Here is a 20555-nt window from a genome sequence, read left to right on the forward strand (position 1 = left end):
CTGGGAGAAGAGTAGCCTAAAGCTTCTCCCCACAACCTATATATATTCTCACCCAGCGCATTAGCACAAATACTATTGATCTAAATCCAATTCAGCAAGTGACATTAGTGAAATTTAATTATTCTTCAGACAGCCATTTCACAGAGGCCCAGGCAGGTATGCTATTCCCGCCTTAACGGCTATTCCTTAAAAACCAGCTCGCTCTCGTTTATATCTGCCCGGCGCAATAACTGATTATAGTCCTGCCGTTGAATGCGTATCTCCAAACATCCCTGACCATGATCATCGAACGTTTCATCAACCACCGCTCCCGCTTCATAAAACAGCGCACGTAGTCGACCTTGTGCCCCTTCGAGTAAAAGTCTTGCATGAACAAGGTCTTCCGCCAACAGTTCAGAGATAGAATCAAGCAGTAGCTCCATACCCTCTCCAGTATTGGCAGAAACCCATACTCTGATAGGTTTCCCCTCTTCGTCCCGATCCACTCTGGGCTGGCGATCTTCCAAAAGATCCAGTTTGTTATAAACCTGCAGTGCCTGAATATCATGCGCCTCGATTTCCTCAAGTACCAGCTTGACCTGCTCAATGTTATCAAGCCTGTTTTCATCATCACAATCAATAACATGAAGCAGCAAGTTAGCGTTGCATGTTTCTTCAAGTGTTGCCCTGAAAGACTCCACCAGCTTGTGCGGCAGATGTCTTATAAACCCAACCGTATCGACCAAAATAACAGGCCCGACATCGGGAAGTTCGATACGCCTAAGTGTTGGGTCTAGCGTTGCGAAAAGCAAATTGGCAGCATAAACGCTCGATTCAGTGATACGATTAAACAGTGTCGATTTGCCTGCATTGGTATAACCAACCAGAGAAATAGTTGGAATATCTGCGCGCACTCTGGCACGCCTTCCCTGCTCCCTCTGCTTTCGCACCTTGTCCAGGCGTTTATTGATTGATTTGATGCGAGCTCTAAGCAAACGCCGATCAGTTTCCAACTGCGTTTCACCAGGGCCTCGCATGCCAATCCCCCCTTTCTGCCTTTCAAGGTGGGTCCAACCACGAATTAATCGCGTCGACATATGTTCCAGCTGAGCTAATTCTACCTGCAACTTCCCCTCGTGAGTTCGTGCCCGCTGGGCAAAAATATCGAGGATAACGCCAGTGCGATCAATAACACGGCACTGCAAAGCATGCTCAAGGTTGCGTTCTTGACTTGGGGAGAGCGAATGATTGAATAGCACAACATCAGCATCATAAAGCTGCACTGCCTGTCGCACTTCATCCAGTTTTCCTTCGCCCACGAAATAACGTGGACTAGGATGCCCTCTAGAACCCTCAACCAGAACCATAGGCTCAACGCCAGCAGATCTGACTAGTTCTTTAAATTCTTGAGGGTCTTCGCGTTCACGATCGGACGTAAAATCCAGGTGAACCAATACCGCTCGCTCACCCGTATCCGGACGTTCAAACAAACTGATTACTTCCTATCTTAAGTATTTCCTTCGCCTTCTTCAGCAGGGTTTGCTGGAGCCAAGCGAACATTTCTAGCTGGAACAACCGTAGAAATGGCATGTTTATATACCATCTGGCTGACCGTGTTCTTAAGTAAAATAACGAACTGGTCAAACGACTCTATTTGTCCTTGTAATTTAATGCCGTTCACCAGGAAAATGGATACTGGAATACGCTCCTTGCGCAATGCATTTAAATAAGGGTCTTGTAGTGAGTGCCCTTTCGACATCTCTAATCTCCTGTTTTTATGTTTAATTCTTTCCTTCAGTCTGCTGACGACAAACTAAAAATGTTTAACGCGTTCCAAATTACAATACTAATTGGTGGCAGAGTGTACTATTTTCAATACCTTGGCAAGTAATTCTGGATCTTCTGACTCAAACCAGTTCAAATTAGGCCACCGCCTTAACCAGGTTAGCTGCCTTTTTGCTAACTGCCGAGTAGCAATAATGCCTCTTTCTACCATTTCATCATAGCTGAGTTTACCATCAAGATACTCCCAAACCTGCCGGTATCCAACGCACTTCATGGAGGGCATAGACAGGTCTAACTGGTCAGATTTGTACAGCGCCTCAACTTCCTCAACAAATCCATTATCCAGCATCTGCTTATACCTAAGCGCAATTCTGTCATGGAGCGTCGAGCGTTTCTTAGGCGATACAGCTAAATTTACCGCATTATACGACAAAGCACTAAAAGAATCCCTTCCCCAATTAGTGTAATGCTCATCAATATTCTGTCCAGTTTCTTGTTTTTCTTTTATTTCTGCCTGCTCGGCCCAAAACTCTGTCAATGTTTTGCCTGACACCTCATAAACCTCCAGTGCTCGCTGGAGGCGCTGGGGGTCATTAGGGTGTATTCTTTTCGCTGATACAGGGTCAATCTCAGACAGTCTCTGATGTAAGTGCTCCCATCCTTTTTCATGGGCTTCATCAAGCAGCTTTTGCCTGACAACAGGATCTGCAGAGGGTAACGTAGCAAGCCCCTGGTCAAGCGCTTTAAAGTACATCATAGTGCCACCGACCAGCAGCGGGATACGCCCTTTTGCGATAATGGATGACATCAGCTCTAGCGCATCACTTCTAAACTGCGCCGCCGAGTACGCTCCAGTAGGTTCGCAGATATTAATCAAGCGATGAGGGGCTTCTTTAAGCACCTGTTCATCAGGTTTGGCTGTACCAATATCCATTCCCTTGTAAACCAGAGCGGAATCGACACTAATAATATCGCACGGCAGCGCCTTGGTTAGCGCAACCGCCAAATCTGTCTTACCTGAAGCCGTGGGCCCCATAAGGTATATCGCTATCGGTGGTTTATCGCTAGCAGCCCCAGCTTGCTCGATTGTCTGAGTCATTAGCGCCCCCGCAGAAAGAGTTTATCCAACTCAGACATGGTCACCAATGTCCATGTCGGCCGACCGTGGTTGCACTGGCCACTTCGCTCAGTCGCTTCCATATCGCGCAGCAAAGCATTCATTTCAGGAATAGTCAGCTGTCGATTGGCTCTAACAGAACCATGACACGCCATGGTTCCCATCATTTCATTGGCCAGCGCTTCAACGCGGTCACTGGTGCCATGCTCGGTCACATCTGAAATCACATCCCGCACCAGCTGCTCGCTATCGGCATCTCGAAGGAACGCAGGTACTTGCCTGACAATCAAGGATTCGGGCCCAATTCGCTCAATCTGCAAACCTAACTTTACAAAGGCGTCATTAAATTCTTCTGCCACTGATGCTTCGCGCTGACTGACCGCGATGGTAACGGGAACCAATAGCGGTTGTGCTTTAACACCCTCAGCATAATACGCCTGTTTCATGCGTTCATAGGTAATACGCTCATGAGCGGCATGCATATCCACGACGATCAGGCCCTGTGAGCTTTGCGACAGTACGTATACACCATGTAACTGCGCAATAGCATACCCGAGCGGCGGATCGACCTGTTCAGAATCATTTTCCCTTACGGGGCTTAGGACTGACTGTGCACTTTCGCCACCACTGATATTTCCATTCGGATGCAAAGCACCATACCCAGACATCTGCTCTTGTATCTGGTTTGCAGAAACCGGTTCTCTAAGCGGCATGGCGGCTTGCGCGCCATAAGAGGGAGCAACGGCCTGCCCATTGCCAAATTGGGCAGCGACTGGTGGAGACCCAGGTACTAATGCCCCCGGTGTTACTCCTCCCCCACTTTCCACACTCCCTGAAGCAGCCGGGTTGAGACGATCATCAGGCCGAACATCAGCCAGCGCTTTGTGCAGGCTTCTAAAAATAAAGTCATGAACTAAGCGCCCGTCCCTGAAACGGACTTCATGCTTGGTTGGGTGCACATTTACATCAACATTGGCAGGATCCAGCTCCAAATAAAGTACAAAAGCAGAGTGCCGGCCATGATATAAAACATCACGATAAGCCTGCTTAACAGCGTGAGCAACCAGGCGATCACGAATAACTCGCCCATTGACAAAAAAGTACTGCAGGTCTGCCTGGCTTCTTGAGAAGGTAGGCAGTGCAACCCACCCCCACAATTTAAGCCCGGACGCCTCAACATCAATGACGACAGCGTTTTCCATAAACTGAGAACCGCACAAGGCCGCAACTCGCCGCTCCTTATCTTGCAATGAAACAGCAGGCCTGAGTGAGTGAATCGTGCGTTGATTATGGCGAAGGGAGAAACCAACCTCAAAACGACTGAGAGCCTGCCGTTTTACCACTTCTTCCAAGTGACCAAACTCGGTTTTCTCTGTTCTTAAAAATTTTCGTCTTGCTGGCGTGTTAAAGAAAAGATCTCTAACTTCAACCGTTGCGCCTTCCGGGTGTGCTGCCGGGCTAACTTTGGCATCCATATCCCGCCCCTCAGCTTCTACCTTCCAGGCCCCGTCCGCACTTGATTCATGCTGAATGAGGGGGGCCGCATCCTCAGCAGCAACCGCGCTGCCGTTTGCTCGCGGGCGCGAGGTAAGTGACAAGCGAGAGACAGAGCTAATACTGGCTAAGGCTTCTCCTCGAAAACCTAACGTAGCCACGGCTTCTAGGTCATCCAGCGTATCTATTTTACTGGTGGCATGTCGGCTCAATGCTAACGGGAGATCATCCTGCGCGATCCCCATGCCATTATCTCTAATTCTGATAAGCTTTATTCCGCCGTTCTCAACATCGATATCAACCCTTCGGGCACCAGCATCAAGTGAGTTTTCCAGTAACTCTTTCACTACGGAAGCAGGCCGTTCGACAACTTCACCCGCTGCTATCTGGTTAGCAAGACGAGGAGATAACTTATGTATTCGACTCATTATTAATAGTGTACCCACGCTGCTTATCACAGCGTATTGAGAATGGAGTAATTTTAAGTGCAGCAAAGCCTGATTTATTACGCAACAAGCCAGGAGCGGTTAGGCGTAAAATACTGCACAGGAAGCGATAGAAAATAATACCAGAAACAAGCAAAAAGTCAGATACGATTAAGATTAAAAATATCTCATCTTTTTGAAAGAAACATATACCATTCTGGCCCTTTAGTTATGCTTCGAGACCTTTGCACGACGTTACGAGCGAAGCAAAGACAAGGCAAAAAATGAAGAAAAAGCGCAGTTTATGAGTAATAAGTCCCGGTCGACCCAGGAGAGCGCACCATTTTGAGTCATTTTTTAACGCTGTATTTGTAAGCGCAGTAGTCGTGTAAAGATCTCGCTTCATCTAAAGATCAGGACGCAGGTATCCGAATAACCTGACCAACTTTCACCTGATCAGAGCGTAAGCTATTTTCTTTTCTTAACTGACTAACCGTCACCTGATTTCGTTTAGCAATGCCAGAGAGAGTATCACCTCTTCGTATCTTGTATTTTCTGGGCATGGAAGCAGTTCGATTATACTGTTCATAGGAGAGCAATGTTCCTGGCGGAGGTGACGTTCTAAAGTGAGTATCCATCCCCCGATAGATAGCGTTGGCTAACTTTTTCTGATATTTCCTGGTTTTAAGACGACTCGCTTCAGCAGGGTTTGAGATAAACCCGGTCTCAACCAATATAGAAGGTATATCAGGCGACTTGAGCACGACAAAGCCGGCCTGCTCCACCCGTTTCTTGTGCAGCCTTGTCATACCCCCCATTGCTTTCAAAACATGGCTGCCAACCCCCAAACTGGCATTAAGGCTGGCCGTCATGGAAAGGTCCAGCAGTACCCCTGCTAACACATCATCCTTATCATCAAGGCTTACACCACCAACACCACCAATCAAATCAGCGCTGTTCTCTTTCTTCGCCAACCATCTGGCCGCCTCACTAGTCGCGCCCCGCTTTGACAGCGCGTACACAGACGCACCACTGGCTTGAGGCTTATTGAACGCATCCGCATGAATAGATACAAATAAGTCAGCATTGTGCTTTCTGGCCAACCCTGTTCGCTGTCTCAATCCTACATAATAATCGCCATTACGGGTCATCTGCGCTTTCATGCCCCTTTTTGCGTTTACCAGGGCTTTTAGCTCTTTAGATATGGCCAGCACCACATCCTTTTCTCTCACGCGCCCAGGCCCTAGTGCTCCTGGATCCTCCCCACCATGTCCGGCATCAATAACAACCACGATATCCCTCTTCTGGCGCTGATTATCCACAGACTTTACCGTTCTGGGCGCACTGCTTTTTGATTGTCGTTCATACAGATCTATAACGAGACGGTTTCCATACTGCTGGTTTGGTTTTAGCAGAAAACTTTTAGGTGAAACTTTTCTTGATACATCCAGCACAACACGCAGGTCATCGCCATTCCTGGCTGCCGACCTAATCCTTTTAATAGGGCTTCCAGCTAGAGATAGTTCAGATAAATCTGTCACTAATTTAACATTACTCATATCCACAACAATTCTGTCGGGGCTGCTCATACTAAAGAGCTTATGCTCGATACTGGAGGTAATTTCAAAAACCAGCCGGGTATGATCCGGGGCAGGCCAGACTCTTGCGTTGGTAACACTGGCAGCATAAGTGATAGACGACGCGCATAGCAGCAGAGCGCTTAACATCACGACAAAATACGAGCCTGTTTTATTTTCACGTGTACTCATTGACTTCACACCACCTAACAACAAAACAAACAACCTTAAGAGAGTTTTTTCATCAGCCGATTGACACAACATTCGCCATGCGCTGTTTTACTTTCCCAATAAACGACTCGACCGGTTCCACTGATATCAAGGGTCAGTTCAATATCTGCTTGAGGAAGAATGCCCCGACCTTTTTCCGGCCACTCTATAAGCACCAGTGCCTTTTCACTCAAATAATCTCTAATACCCATAAATTCGAGCTCTTCCGGCTCACCGAGTCGATAAAGGTCAAAGTGATAGACGGTTCCGGAATCCAGTTCATAAGGTTCAACAAGCGTATAGGTTGGGCTTTTCACTCGCCCATGATGGCCTAGCGCATTCAACACCCCTCGACATAGGGTTGTTTTACCCATGCCTAGATTTCCGTGTAAAAAAATGACTGCTGAGCCTTCACATGCGCTTGCCACTATCGCCCCAAACGCGACGGTATCAGCTTCGCTCTCTAATATTACACCTTGCTGATCATGACCAAGCTTAACTACTTCTAACAACCGTTGTGCCCTACCTATTATCAACTACTAAAAACTTCATTTTGATGATCGCTATTCTAACAGTTCAGCGTCTGGAATTTGAACGTCATTCATTACACGATCAACACGTCACTTGCTCAGATATCCTTAAGCAAAAGCGGAATAGCATTCAAGACATCAGACGCCAAGAGGCTGTACTCTCCCATTGAAACACTCGCCAAATTCGCAGCTTCACCATGCAGAGTCACGGCTGCAGGAGCGACAATCGATAAATCGATACCTTTTTGAGCCAGTAAACCGCCTATAATACCGCTCAATACATCCCCCATTCCACCACTTGCCATGCCTGGATTTCCGGTATTAGCAAGCCAGACTGTCGTATCGCTTAACTCGGTTTTGTATTGATTGATGGCAAGTAGCGTCCCTGTGCCTTTAAGAATGCAGCTCCCGCCGTATTTCTTTTGCAGGTCAACAACAGACCGGAACCGATCTTTTTCAATACAGTTGACCGAACACGCCAATAACCTCGCAGCCTCACCCGGGTGCGGTGTGAGTATCCAGTTATCCCGTGGGGTAATGTTCAGCGCCGCCAATATGTTCAAGCCGTCTGCGTCAATAACCATAGACTTATTCTTTTTCATCGCCAACTGAAACAGTTGCTGCCCCCAAGCCCCCTGCCCCAGCCCTGGCCCAATAACGATCACGTCAATATTTTCGAGCAGGCTTTCGAGCACCTGTGGCTCCTCAATACCTCGAACCATCAATTCAGGGCAGCGTGCCACAAACGGTGCAACATGCTCCGGTCGTGTCGCCACGTAGACCAGCCCCGCTCCTGCACGAGCAACGGCTTCCGCAGCCATTAAAGCGGCTCCGGCCATGCCGTAGTCACCACCCACTACCAGCACCCGGCCATACACACCTTTATGGGCGTTCCTGTTTCTGCGCGGAAGCTGTGTTTTAAAATTTTTCCAATCAGCCCTGAGACAGCCGGGTTCTATTTCATTAAAGACCGCCTCAGGTACATCGAGCGCGTCAAACTCCAGACCACCCACATAATCAGGCGCGTCAGCGGTTAGTAGCCCCTGCTTAAGGCCAATAAAAGTAATGGTACGTTGAGCCTTCACCGCACTTCCGAGCACTCGCCCGGTATCACTGCATAACCCCGAGGGTATATCTACGGCAAAAACAGGTTTTCCTGAGGCATTAATAGCATCAATAGCCTCTGCATACTTATTTCTGACCTTTCCAGTCAATCCGGTGCCCAGCAAACAGTCCACAATCACATCACACTCAAGTTCAGCACTCAGCGGCCAAGTTTCGATGTCAATCGATTGAAACTCATTACGTTGTTGCAACCACTGCCATGCAGACGCGGCTTCTCCTTTTAGTGAAGATGCCTCAGCAAGTAAAACAAGCTTGACCGTTATTCCCTTTTGAGCGGCTAACCCCGCAATAACCAGCCCATCGCCACCATTATTTCCTCCACCGCAAAATACCGACAAAGACCCAGCTTCTGGCCAGTGCCGCAACAGTCGCCTAAAAGCGGCTCTCCCCGCCTTTTTCATTAACGCGAAGCCTTCGATGGGTACCCTGTCAATCGCAAGCTTATCGAGTTCTCTAACTTGCTTGGCGGTGTATAACCCCGTTGGCAAAAAAGGCTCTTTAAACGCCGATAATTGTAGCCCTGACTCTCTATTCATATCGCAGTTTGTCGTATAATGTCGATTTAAATAACGTGCTGTTTGCTTGACTGTGCATTCAACACCCGTTTCAGGTTAGCTGACGCTTGGCTGATAAGGTGATAAAGCGCTTAAAGATTCAACTTTAGATTACTGTAAATAGTAGCAAACTGTCACAGAAAGATCATTTTATAAACAATTTTTAATGTAGACGCCAAACGCTGTACATACTTTCCGAAGGGAATATTTTGAACATACCGCTATCAACAAGCCCCTCCCAAACAACGCCCTCGGAGGAAGATCTGCAATCCTTAGCGTCAAACATTCATCAGTGGGCGCGAGAGTTCGGTTTCCAGCAAGTAGGTATCACCGATGTAGACCCTGGAAAGCATGAAGAGCGCTTTATTCAGTGGCTGGAGAACAAGTATCAAGGCGATATGGACTACATGGGTAAGCATGGAAGCAAGCGCTATCACCCTGATCAACTGGTAGAAGAAACATCACGCGTCATTTCTCTCAGAATGGATTATCTGCCTGAAGACAGCAGGATGATTGAGGTTCTAAAGGATAAACATAAAGGCTATATTTCTCGCTACACACTGGGAAGAGACTATCACAAACTGATTCGAAAGCGACTAAATCTGCTGTCGCAAAAGATCAACGAGGCAATGTCAGGCTTTCAGTTCAGGGCATTTGTTGATAGCGCTCCGGTATTGGAGCGGGCTTTTGCGCAAAAAAGTGGTTTGGGTTGGTTCGGCAAAAGTTCAATGATCATCAACCGTCAAGCAGGCACCTATTTCTTTCTGGGTGAAATATTCACCAATATCCCCCTGCCGATTGACCCACCATACGAAAAAGATCATTGCGGACAATGTACGGCCTGCCTCGACAAATGCCCGACCAATGCGTTTGTTTCGCCCTATGTTCTAGACGCCCGGCGCTGCATATCTTACTTGACCATTGAACTGAAAGGCGCAATTCCGGAAGAGCTACGGCCTCTGATGGGAAATCGTATTTTCGGCTGTGACGATTGCCAGTTAGTATGCCCATGGAATCGTTTTTCAAAGTCATCACAGGAGAGCGATTTTTCTCCCAGACACCAGTTCACCACACCAGACCTGGTGGATTTATTTGACTGGGAAGAAGAGACTTTTCTTAAATTAACCGAAGGCTCTGCCATTCGTCGGGCGGGCTACGAGAGTTGGCTGCGAAATATAGCAATAGCGCTCGGCAATGCACCAAGCTCAAAAAAGGTTGTAGCGGCGTTGAACGAAAAACAGAACCACCCATCCGACATCGTAAAAGAGCATGTCAAATGGGCATTAAAGCAGCACGAGAACAAGCTAAGGATAGAAGATATCACGCCTTAGAACGTACGCTATAAGCAAATCAGACCTTAAAAAAGTGCTCCCGATAATGTTGCAGCTCCCCAATGGACTCGCGTATGTCATCAAGCGCCAAGTGAACACCTTTCTTTTTGAAACTGCTCGCCACCTCAGGTTTCCAGCGTTTAGCCAACTCCTTTACGGTGCTCACATCTAGATTCCGGTAATGGAAAAAGCCCTCAAGTTCTTTCATGTACTTAACTAAAAAGCGTCGATCCTGACCAATGCTATTACCACAGAGCGGGGAAACACCCTTATCAACATATTTCGCAATAAATTCGATTGTTTGTCGCTCAGCCTCAGCTTCCGAAATCTGGCTATCCTTGACTCGTTGGGTCAGACCTGAAGCACCATGAGTGTTGGTGCACCACTCATCCATCTGCGCCAATACACTATCAGGCTGATGAACAGCGATAACAGGCCCTTCTGCCAAAATATTCAAATCAGCGTCCGTTACGATAGTCGCAATCTCTATAATACGGTCAACATCTGGCTCCAGCCCCGTCATTTCCAGGTCTATCCACACCAGATTTTCATTTCTAGCCATAAAATGTCCTTTATCAGCCATCGAGGGCTGCTAATCATCTACAAATCCAATATCATTGAGCCATGTTACCAGTTATTTACTCAGCTCAAAATAAATTAAAGGTCTCCTAATAAATATGGCCAAACGAAAGCTCAATCGAAGACAGCAGTGGCGCATTGAGAAAGTTCAGGAAGAGCGCACACTGCGGGCTAAAAAACGCGAGCGCGATATTAGCAGACAGATGCAAGCGGGAGACTTAAGCGAAGAGCAAGAAGGTATTGTTATTGCGCACTTTGGCCAACTGCTGGATATTGAAGCCATTGAAGGAGAAGATAAAGGCGAGATTCACCGCTGTCACGTCAGGGCCAACATTGATTCGCTCGTAACAGGCGACCGAGTCATTTGGCGAGCAGGCAAAGATTTAACCGGCGTTATAGAAGCCCGCCTCGACCGACAAACCATCCTGAAACGCCCTGACAACTTTGGCAACCTGAAGCCCGTGGCGGCCAACATTGACTATATCGTGATTGTTATCGCCCCTGAACCTGAACCTTTCCAGGGGCTGGTTGACCGCTATATTGTCGCCGCTGAAACCGTAGGTATTCCCCCTGTTATTCTACTGAATAAGACTGACTTGTTATCGGAACAGAACCGCAAGCCAATCGACGACATGATGAACCTGTATGAGTCACTGGGTTACCACACCATCAGGGCCTCTGTTAAAGCGCCCAGAGAAGGCGATGGCAGTGAGGGAATGTCAGAACTGTTAAGCTGGCTGGATCAACACACCAGCGTATTTGTTGGCCAATCAGGCGTTGGCAAATCGTCACTTATTCAGTCTCTGCTCCCTGAACTCGATATTCGAGTCGGGGCGCTGTCTGAAAACACTCGTAAAGGCACCCATACCACTACAACGGCCAAGCTATTTCACTTACCCAGTGGCGGAAACCTGGTTGATTCCCCCGGGATCAGGGAGTTTGGGCTGTGGCATATTGGTGAACAGGAACTACTGGAGGGTTTTATTGAGTTTCGCCCTCATTTAGGTCTTTGCCGCTTTAGGGATTGTCGCCATGAAAACGAGCCCAAATGTGCGATTAATGCGGCCGTTAAAAGTGGCGAAATCACAGAAAGAAGAATGGTAAGTTATCGACGAATCAAAAATGCGATAGAAGACCAGAATGCTAGAGGGTTAACGCTTAGAGATTAGGGACAAATCTAGCATAAACCGCATTATGTCCAGCTATGTCAGTAGCACTTCGCCATGTCAGTAGCACTTCGCCCTACCATGACACATCGTCCGGGTTTACCTCTTCGGCATCGTCAAACCAGGTTCCGCTTTCCAACTTATCGGCGCTTTCTTTTTGGTTGCTGTTCTCTTTCTGATTGGTGCCTGCATCCCTGACGCCGGCATTCCGAGTAATTTCGTCCTCTGCCTTTCTGTTTAAGACAATAATCGCAATTCTACGGTTAACTGCTGCAAATGGATCTTTTTGATCAAACAATACCGAAGAGGCTAACCCTACAACCCTTGAGACCTGATCCTCATCAACACCTCCTGCAACGACGGCACGCCTGGCTGCATTTGCTCTATCAGCAGACAATTCCCAGTTGGTATAACCTTCTCGCCCTGAAAATGGCAATGCATCCGTGTGACCGGTCAAGCTTATTTTATTAGGAACCTGCGAGATCGTCTTACCCAGCTCAACCAATAAGTCTTCAGAGTAAAACTTAAGCTCTGATTTGCCACTGTCAAACATTGGCCTTTTCGACTGGTCAACAATTTGAATTCTCAACCCTTCAGGCGTGATGTCGAGCAATAGCTGATCTTTGAACTCTTGCAGCGTCTGATTCTCATCAATCTTCTCTTGCAGCGTCATCATCAAGTCTTGTAGTCGCTCTTCCTCTATACTGTCAGCAAGTTGTTCAATTTCATCATCTTCAAATTGTATTTCGGTATCCTGCTGATCGGCCGAAGAGGCGCGAACCACCGCCGCACTGCCATCCAGATCAACGGGATTTGGACTCCCACCCTCAACGAACCCGATAGGGTCTTTAAAATAGCCTTCAATAGCTTCTTTTTGCTCTGGGCTTGCAGTAGCACTCAACCATAACACCAGGAAAAATGCCATCATCGCCGTTGCAAAGTCGGCAAATGCAACCTTCCAGGCGCCGCCATGGTGGCCACCTTTTTTCACAACTTTGCGAACAATAATAGGAGGTAGATCTTCCACTCTCTACACCTTATCCAACTGCAGAATAAAAACCATTAGCGCGACTTAACATGGTCGTTAAGCTCCTGGAACTTGGGTCGTACATCAAAAAACAACACCTTGCGACCAAACTCTACCGCCATTTGAGGAGCCATTCCGCCCATCGTGGCAAGAATACTGACTTTGATACACTCCAGCGCCTTAACTTCAGCATGAACCATATGTTCCATCAGCGTCGACATCGGCCCAACAAAACCATAAGCCAGCAATATACCCAGGAACGTCCCGACCAATGCCGCCGCTACGTGTGTACCGATCATTTCTGGTGGGCCACCAAGAGAGCCCATCGTTATCACAATTCCCAGTACTGCGGCAACAATACCAAACCCCGGTAGCGCGTCTGCAACCTTTTGCAATGCGTGCGCTGGCTCTTCGAGCTCGCTCTGCCTTGTTTCAATTTCAAGATCCATCAACCCTTCAAGCTCATGAGAAGCCATGTTCCCAGTACTGATAATCCGCAAGTAATCAGTAATATACTCAATAACCGCAGGCATTTTTAAAATCGCCGGATAACGGGTAAATATTTCACTGGAGTTTGGGTCATCAACATCCGCCTCTATCGACATCACGCCCTGTTTACGGGATTTATCAAAAATGTCGTACAGCAGACTCAGCAAATCCATATACATCGCTTTATTGAACTTGGAGCCTGTTAACAGAGAGGGCAAACTGGCAAAAACCGTTTTTACAGTATGAAACGGGTTCGATACGATAAAGGCACCAAATGCAGCGCCACCAATAATCAGTATTTCGAAGGGCTGCCAAAGTGCGGCTATCTCTCCATGAGAGAGCACATAGCCCCCCAAAACACTGGCCAAAACAATAATAGATCCAAAAATTAACGCCATAAACTATAAACCAAAAAAGTGGACACTTAATACCATATGTTATTCCATAGAAGTGAAATAGCCCATGCCGAAACAGTTGTCTTTTTGTAGATCAGCCAGTTATTTCACACGGCCTTTACTAATTTGTACCGTTTTTGCTATTTCATACTATAGTTAGTTAAGAACATTTTTAATCATTTAACAAATACTTATGAATAATCAAGATACACCGGCCAGCGCCAAAGAGTGGTCAGAATTTCTTTCTACACAAACCCTTCCCACTGGCCCTTTTGTTGGAAAACAAATTTTAAAAAGAATCACAGAAGACAAACTCCCTTACAAAAAAATTGCAGAACAAGCCAACAAAGACCCGGTTTACTCATATCACATCATGAGTAAAGCCAATCAGGGTAAAGGTAAAGACGCCCCCTTCAGCAAAACACTGGATCATGCAATCAGCATGATAGGCACAGAAAACCTTAAAAAACTCACCCTGTCGCTGCCCAGTCACAAACCAAAGGTCGATAATGTTCAGCAATATTATTATGCCCGGGCGATCAGCTCTAGCTTGCTAGCATCATATTTGGCTCGCACGTTTTCCGAGTTTAAAAAGCTTGGCCAAAAAGAAGACATATACTGGGGTGCCCTCTTCTGCGGGATTCCTATGTGGTACTTGTGGCGCTTTGCAACGCCGGAAATGAAGCTGGTTCGCCACGCAGTTCAGGAAAGCGCCAAGCTCCCCCATCAGGCAGAGAGAGAAGTGCTGGGGTGCACTATTCCAGAGCTAGCAGCTAAGCTGGTTGAACATCTCAACCTGCCACCGTTAACCAAGCGCTGTTATTTGCCAGACAATCAGCTAACCCCCAAACAGTGGATTAGAATGAGTCAGCATGTGGCTCCCAATGGAAAGCCAATCAAAGTTGATGATCAGCATATTAACCTCATAAGTTCCAAATCCGCATTTGCCATTACACTGGCCAATTTACTGGCATATTACGCGTCGCAGGATTGGTATTCGCATTCAACCCTGAGGGTGCAAAAAGTGATATCTGTTTATTTAGGGATACCGCTCGACCAGGCGATAACGTTAACCCATCGCTGCGCCGTTGAAATGTCAAGGGAGCACCCGATACCCGGAATACTACTCCCCGCAGCCAGGCTTCTTTTGCCTCCAAGGGAGAAACTGCATGTCAGTACAAAAGCGGCTCAGGCCGCCAAACCGGCCACTGAGGGCGTGGTTGCCCCCCCTGCAACCGAACCGACAGACCAGGCAGCACCAGCGATACCACCCGTCGAGGCCGCAATAGCCAAAGCAAGCCATGACGTAGAACAAGCAGGCGTAAGCCCCTCCGAACAGGGCGTCATAAAACCTGAAGAAATAAAGGCTAAGCCGATAGCTAAAAAAGAGCAGCCCACAAAAACTGTTGCGCCAACGGGTGCTCGCCGAGGGGATAAAAATATCTTTACCGAATTCACCGAGCTCATGCTGAAAAACCCTGATAACTTTGTTGATTTACATGAGTTAATGAATGCGGCAACACAATGCACGGCCTATGGCCTGGGTTTGCAGAAAGCTATTGTGGCGCTGGTGAATACAAACGAAACACGCTTAAAGGCATACTATAACGTGGGTACCAGCAACCACCCTCAGTTAAGCAATTTTCAGACAGATTTGACAAAACCAACGCTTTTTTCACGGCTCATCGAAAAGCCATCCAGCATTTGGGTTAAACCCACAAGCAATAAAAATATCTGGGCAATGATTCCTCCTGAATTTAAGGTTGCTAGCGGCGCGAAGGAGTTTTTCCTGATGTCCATATTTGTTAATCAAAAACCTGTCGCTGTATTCTATGCTGATTCGGGCGACGACAACCAACCGCTAACTGACTACGACTATAAGCAGTTTAAGTATATGTGCAGCGCAGCAACACACTGCTTGCAATATCTGGCCGCTAAAAGGGCCAAAAAAACATAGGCAAACACTTTCAGGCTTTCACTAAACGGGTGAAATAACAGATTCAAGAGAGGTCATAAAATCTGGTAATATCGGCATATTAAAAACTCATCCATTAGTTTTGACTACAAAGGGCTTACCCCATGGAAGATACCCAACAGAATATCCCGCTACTGCTTGAGTCTGAGCAACTTGAATCGCTTATTGGACACCCGTCGCTGCTCATTATTGATATTTGCAACCCTGCCCGTTACGAAGAGGGGCATATTGAGGGTGCTGTCCATATTTCACCGGCAGAGACTCAGCTGGGAACCCCGCCAGCGCCTGGAAAAATACCCACAGAGGCATCTCTGGAGCAGTTGTTTCAGAAAATAGGCTTAACGGAAGACAAACATGTCGTTGTTTATGATGATGAGGGTGGAGGCTGGGCTGGCCGTTTCATCTGGCTACTCGACTGCATTGGGCATGCGCGATACTCCTATCTAAACGGCGGCTACCTTGCCTGGAATGATGAGCAAAGACCTCTAACCCAAATAGTTAAGGCCACTCAGGCATCAAACTACAGCGTGCGCATCAACCACAACCACACGGCATCACTTGAAGAAGTTCTTGAAGCACTTAATGAAACATCTACCGTCATCTGGGACGCACGATCCCCCCAAGAGTACCGCGGTGAGAAAGTGCTGGCAGCTAAAAAAGGACATATCCCGGGCGCAGTAAATTTTGAGTGGACTCAGGCAATGGACCCTAAACGCGCACTCAGAATGAAAGACCCCAAACAGTTGCTGGAGTCACTGACAGAGCTGGGCATTACAGCGGATAAGAAAGTAATTACTCACTGTCAGACCCACCACCGTTCAGGGTTTACGTATCTGGTCGCGAAGGTACTAGGATTCAGCGAGATCAAAGCCTATGATGGCTCTTGGGCCGAGTGGGGAAACCGTCCCGAAACACCGGTCGAGCTTTAGGCCTTGTCGTTCAGCATAGAGGTTAAAACTCACGGTAGAACGCCGTATTGATTCTCACATCTGCACGCCAACCTTGAGTTATAAAGTCAAAGCAGTAAAATTGTGGGTACAAGACACAGTGATAGATAGTCGCTTAACATGTACATCATATGATACATCTAAGAGATACCACTCCAAACATACATACCTTTCGAATTTATCTGTATTCGAAAAGATCAACAATAGGCAAAAATGATTAATGCTCGATAACTTATTTGTTCTTAGCCAGTATTTAACACCTCAGCACACGCTTTCAAGAACGGTCGGCATGCTAGCAGACTGCAAGCAGCCACAAATCAAAGATGCCTTTATAAAGTGGTTTATAAAACGATATAACGTCAATATGACTGAGGCTGCCAAAGAAAACCCCAGTGACTATCCATGCTTTAACGACTTTTTTACCCGTGAATTGAAGCCAGGCTTACGCCCGATTGTTGAAGATAACACCCAGGTGTGCTGCCCGGTGGATGGTGCAATCAGCCAGCTGGGAGATATTGTCCACGGCCAGATATTCCAGGCTAAAGGTCAACAATTTAGCCTAATCGATCTGCTTGGGGGAGACATAGCCCGGGCAAAGCCTTTTATGGGCGGAAAATTTGCAACCATCTACCTCTCACCTAAAGATTATCACCGTATACATATGCCATTGTCGGGTACCTTGAGAGAGATGATCTACGTTCCAGGGAAGTTATTCTCTGTGAATCCGGTTACCGCAGAAAACGTACCAGGGCTGTTTGCCCGAAATGAGCGTCTGGTGGCCATTTTTGATACTGAGCACGGCCCTATGGCCATGGTGTTAGTCGGAGCGATGATTGTTGCAGCGATTGAAACAGTCTGGTCAGGCCAGGTTGCGCCTCCGGTTAGAGCGCTCAAAGTCACCGAGTACCCTGCAGAGCCCTCTAACCCGATACATCTCAACAAAGGTGATGAAATGGGTCGCTTTAAGTTAGGGTCAACTGTCGTGTTAGCATTCCCGGAAAATATGGCAGAATTTACAGACGAGTTAGTCGCAGGTTCCGGGGTTCGAATGGGTCAACCATTTGCCAGCCTGCAGACTCAAAAGCCTTAATTAGATAATCAGCGCGTTGAGCTGCTAATTTTTTAGCTATCTGGGCCGGCCTGAGGCGTTTAATACGCTTTAGGCCCGCTCAACCGGAAACGCGATCACTTCACCAATAGAGGACGCTCCCTGCATAACCATTTGCAGGCGATCAAGCCCAAGTGCGACCCCAGAGCATTCGGGCAACCCAGCCTTCAGGGCATCAACAAGACGGTAATCAATGGCGACCTCTGGCAACCCATTTATCTGCCGCTCATTATTGTCAGACTCAAAACGACGCAACTGCTCTTCCCCATCAACCAGTTCATCATAACCATTCGCCAACTCCAAGCCATTTACATACAACTCAAACCTCTGGGCAAGCAATACGCCGTTTATCTCTTTCACTTTGGCCAGCGAAGCCTGGCTTGCAGGGTACTCAGTCATAAAAACAGGTCTGTCATGGCCCAAATGTGCTTCAATACAATGAGATAATAGCAGGTCAAGGTAATCGTCCCGAGATAAACTGTCACCGGTTATCCCGGTCTTTTCCTTTGCCAGTTGGTGGAGCACGTCATCATCAACACGATGAGGGTTAATACCTAAATGCGCTTCAAACGCCTGTTGATAGGTCATAACATCAGGCGTCTGCAAACCAGCGACGCTCGATATAAACTCTGCAACCTCGTCCATCAGCGCCGCCAGATCAAAGCCCGGCCGATACCATTCCAGCATGGTAAATTCCGGGTTGTGCCGCTTTCCGGACTCACCGTTCCTGAATGATTTTGAGGTTTGATAAATCGGCCCTGAGCCGGAGGCCAAAAGCCTTTTCATGGCAAACTCAGGAGAGGTCTGCAAGTACATTTGCAGTGGAGATTTATGATTGGGGAGGTCAACCGTTGCAGCAATACTGGCAAGGTGCAAATCAGTCACCGTAGCAGACGATAAAAGTGGTGTATCGACTTCCAACACCCCTCTTTCAGAGAAAAACTGCCTGGTTTCAGACAGTATCCTGGCTCGCAGTTTCAAAGCTGCGAGCTGACAACTAGGCTGCCAGCTCACTGAACCAGCCACGTATTAGCCTTTTGCCCGACTAACGTATTCAGCCGTTCGTGTATCAATTTTAAGAACTTCGCCGATATTAACAAAGAGAGGTACATTGACAACCGCGCCAGTCGACAATGTAGCGGGTTTAGTTCCACCTTGAGCGGTATCCCCTTTAAGGCCTGGGTCTGTTTCTACCACTTCAAGGTCAACAAAATTAGGTGCGGTAACCGTCAATGGTGCCCCGTTATACAACGTGACGGTATAAACAACCTGTTCTTTGAGCCATTTTTTAGCATCACCAACAGCCGTTTCATCAGCGCCGTGCTGCTCAAATGAACCATCTGTTAACATGAAGTGCCAAAACTCTCCATCGCTATACAGATATTCCATATCCAGCTCAATAACATCAGCCCCTTCCAGCGTCTCACCTGATTTAAAGGTACGCTCCCAAACTCGCCCAGTTCTAAGGTTTCTCAACTTAACTCGGCTAAAGGCCTGCCCTTTACCGGGCTTTACGAACTCAACTTCAAGCATGGCGCACGGGTCGCCTTCGAGCATAACTTTAACACCTGATTTGAATTCATTGGTAGAATAGTTGGCCATTGTTCCTCACCGATCTGTAAAATTAACGATAAAATTTTTGAGCACTATTCACTACTGCTCAGAAACACTACATAAATGTTGTAATGGAAAGTAGCTAATGATACCGCGAACCCTTGATGCTGTCGAAGTTCCTAGCTGGAAAGAGGTGCTTTCTAACGCAATTTCATCACCAAAGACGTTATCGGAGCGGTTAGGCATTCCCCTTTCCAGCATTTCAGGGAAAGCAAATGAGGACTTTAAACTGTTTGTTCCCGAGCCCTATCTGCATAGGATCGAGAAAGGCAACGCAAACGACCCTTTATTAAAACAAGTCTTACCCGCCCATCAAGAAACCGTCTCGCCAACTCACTATTCGGCAGACCCACTGGCAGAAGACACTTATAACTCGGTTCCAGGCCTGATTCATAAATACAAAAGCCGAGTACTGCTGGTTTCGGGGTCAACTTGCGCTATCAACTGCCGTTATTGCTTCCGCAGACATTTTCCGTATTCGGACAACCGCCTCTCAAAGGAGCAATGGTCTGTCGCGCTCGAATATATTCGCCACCACACAGAACTGAATGAAGTCATCATGAGCGGAGGCGACCCGCTGGTTAACAATGATAAGCAACTGCACTGGCTATCAACAGAGATCAGTAAAATTCCGCATATCAAGCGACTGAGAATTCACACTCGCCTGCCCGTTGTCATTCCTCAAAGAGTTGATGAGCCGTTCATTACCTGGCTTTCAAATATTTCGCTGCAAAAAGTGATGGTGCTACATATCAACCACCCCAATGAAATTGATGAACAGGTTAAACACGCAATAAAAGCAATCAAAGACACGGGCACTCTGGTTCTAAATCAATCTGTTATATTGGCAGGCATCAATGACTGTAGCCAAACACTGATTAAACTCAGTGAAGACCTCTTTGAAGCTGGCGCCCTTCCCTACTATTTGCACCGCCTCGATAAAATTAAAGGTGCAGCCCACTTCGACCTTAAACAGAGCCGGATAAATGAGATTTATACCAATATGCTAGCATCACTGCCGGGCTATCTGGTGCCAAAGCTGGTAGCCGAAATCCCCCACAAACCTTCTAAAACTCCATTGGATCTATTTTTGGAATAAAGGTAATGAGAAGCCCTAAGTCTACAGAA

18 protein-coding genes are annotated in these 20555 nt (G+C 47.3%); 6 read left to right on the forward strand and 12 right to left on the reverse strand.

The genetic code is table 11. The features are described 5' to 3' along the window. Positions 1–179: 179 nt before the first annotated feature. From hflX to MY523_RS12310, 7 genes are all read right to left on the reverse strand, one after another. Complete coding sequence (gene hflX / locus MY523_RS12280) at positions 180–1469, reverse strand: ribosome rescue GTPase HflX (RefSeq protein WP_250654989.1); 1290 nt, start codon at positions 1467–1469, stop codon at positions 180–182. Positions 1470–1486: 17 nt separating this feature from the next. Next, a complete protein-coding gene (hfq, locus tag MY523_RS12285) occupies positions 1487–1738 on the reverse strand; it encodes an RNA chaperone Hfq (protein ID WP_250654990.1) in 252 nt (83 codons plus the stop codon). A gap of 87 nt (positions 1739–1825) precedes the next feature. Next, a complete protein-coding gene (gene miaA / locus MY523_RS12290) occupies positions 1826–2863 on the reverse strand; it encodes a tRNA (adenosine(37)-N6)-dimethylallyltransferase MiaA (RefSeq protein WP_250654991.1) in 1038 nt (345 codons plus the stop codon). Beyond that, positions 2863–4803, reverse strand: coding sequence for a DNA mismatch repair endonuclease MutL (gene mutL, locus MY523_RS12295; RefSeq protein WP_250654992.1), 1941 nt, complete (start codon positions 4801–4803; stop codon positions 2863–2865). The genes miaA and mutL overlap by 1 nt, the downstream gene beginning before the upstream one ends. Before the next feature lie 410 nt (positions 4804–5213). Further along, the gene (locus MY523_RS12300; protein WP_250654993.1) at positions 5214–6569 is read right to left on the reverse strand and encodes an N-acetylmuramoyl-L-alanine amidase; all 1356 of its coding nucleotides are present in this window, start codon (positions 6567–6569) and stop codon (positions 5214–5216) included. Between the two features lie 35 nt (positions 6570–6604). Further along, the gene (gene tsaE, locus MY523_RS12305; RefSeq protein WP_370300986.1) at positions 6605–7099 is read right to left on the reverse strand and encodes a tRNA (adenosine(37)-N6)-threonylcarbamoyltransferase complex ATPase subunit type 1 TsaE; all 495 of its coding nucleotides are present in this window, start codon (positions 7097–7099) and stop codon (positions 6605–6607) included. A 116-nt stretch (positions 7100–7215) separates the two neighbouring features. After that, positions 7216–8778 carry an NAD(P)H-hydrate dehydratase gene (locus MY523_RS12310; RefSeq protein WP_250654994.1) on the reverse strand — a complete coding sequence of 521 codons (1563 nt, stop codon included), beginning with the start codon at positions 8776–8778 and terminating at the stop codon, positions 7216–7218. Between the two features lie 227 nt (positions 8779–9005). On the opposite strand from MY523_RS12310, the gene queG reads away from it, so the two are divergent. Beyond that, positions 9006–10127, forward strand: a complete 1122-nt coding sequence (gene queG, locus MY523_RS12315; protein WP_250654995.1) for a tRNA epoxyqueuosine(34) reductase QueG — start codon at positions 9006–9008, stop codon at positions 10125–10127. Positions 10128–10146: 19 nt separating this feature from the next. On the opposite strand, the gene orn is transcribed toward queG, so the two are convergent. After that, a complete protein-coding gene (gene orn / locus MY523_RS12320) occupies positions 10147–10689 on the reverse strand; it encodes an oligoribonuclease (protein ID WP_250654996.1) in 543 nt (180 codons plus the stop codon). Positions 10690–10804: 115 nt separating this feature from the next. On the opposite strand from orn, the gene rsgA reads away from it, so the two are divergent. Then, a complete protein-coding gene (rsgA, locus tag MY523_RS12325) occupies positions 10805–11875 on the forward strand; it encodes a small ribosomal subunit biogenesis GTPase RsgA (RefSeq protein ID WP_250654997.1) in 1071 nt (356 codons plus the stop codon). Positions 11876–11948: 73 nt separating this feature from the next. Here the strand turns inward: rsgA and motB are convergent, their stop codons facing one another. Then, positions 11949–12899, reverse strand: a complete 951-nt coding sequence (gene motB, locus MY523_RS12330; protein ID WP_250654998.1) for a flagellar motor protein MotB — start codon at positions 12897–12899, stop codon at positions 11949–11951. A 35-nt stretch (positions 12900–12934) separates the two neighbouring features. Next, on the reverse strand, positions 12935–13786 hold the full coding sequence (gene motA, locus MY523_RS12335; RefSeq protein WP_250654999.1) for a flagellar motor stator protein MotA: 852 nt from the start codon (positions 13784–13786) through the stop codon (positions 12935–12937). 190 nt (positions 13787–13976) lie between these two features. Between motA and MY523_RS12340 the strand changes: the two genes are divergently transcribed. The 3 genes from MY523_RS12340 to asd all read left to right on the forward strand — a co-directional run bounded on the left by MY523_RS12340 (position 13977) and on the right by asd (position 17795). Continuing rightward, on the forward strand, positions 13977–15740 hold the full coding sequence (locus MY523_RS12340) for an HDOD domain-containing protein (protein WP_250655000.1): 1764 nt from the start codon (positions 13977–13979) through the stop codon (positions 15738–15740). 122 nt (positions 15741–15862) lie between these two features. Beyond that, complete coding sequence (locus MY523_RS12345; RefSeq protein WP_250655001.1) at positions 15863–16687, forward strand: sulfurtransferase; 825 nt, start codon at positions 15863–15865, stop codon at positions 16685–16687. Positions 16688–16925: 238 nt separating this feature from the next. Beyond that, positions 16926–17795, forward strand: coding sequence for an archaetidylserine decarboxylase (gene asd, locus MY523_RS12350; protein ID WP_250655002.1), 870 nt, complete (start codon positions 16926–16928; stop codon positions 17793–17795). A 69-nt stretch (positions 17796–17864) separates the two neighbouring features. Here asd and epmA read toward each other — a convergent pair whose 3' ends face one another. Together epmA and efp are read right to left on the reverse strand one after the other, a co-directional pair. Further along, positions 17865–18827 carry an elongation factor P--(R)-beta-lysine ligase gene (gene epmA, locus MY523_RS12355; protein WP_256471445.1) on the reverse strand — a complete coding sequence of 321 codons (963 nt, stop codon included), beginning with the start codon at positions 18825–18827 and terminating at the stop codon, positions 17865–17867. 15 nt (positions 18828–18842) lie between these two features. Continuing rightward, complete coding sequence (efp, locus tag MY523_RS12360; RefSeq protein WP_250655004.1) at positions 18843–19415, reverse strand: elongation factor P; 573 nt, start codon at positions 19413–19415, stop codon at positions 18843–18845. Between the two features lie 97 nt (positions 19416–19512). Between efp and epmB the strand changes: the two genes are divergently transcribed. Next, a complete protein-coding gene (epmB, locus tag MY523_RS12365) occupies positions 19513–20526 on the forward strand; it encodes an EF-P beta-lysylation protein EpmB (RefSeq protein ID WP_250655005.1) in 1014 nt (337 codons plus the stop codon). The last annotated feature ends 29 nt before the right edge of the window (positions 20527–20555 follow it).

The organism is Alkalimarinus coralli, from assembly GCF_023650515.1.
Taxonomy (GTDB): Bacteria; Pseudomonadota; Gammaproteobacteria; order Pseudomonadales; family Oleiphilaceae; genus Alkalimarinus; species Alkalimarinus coralli.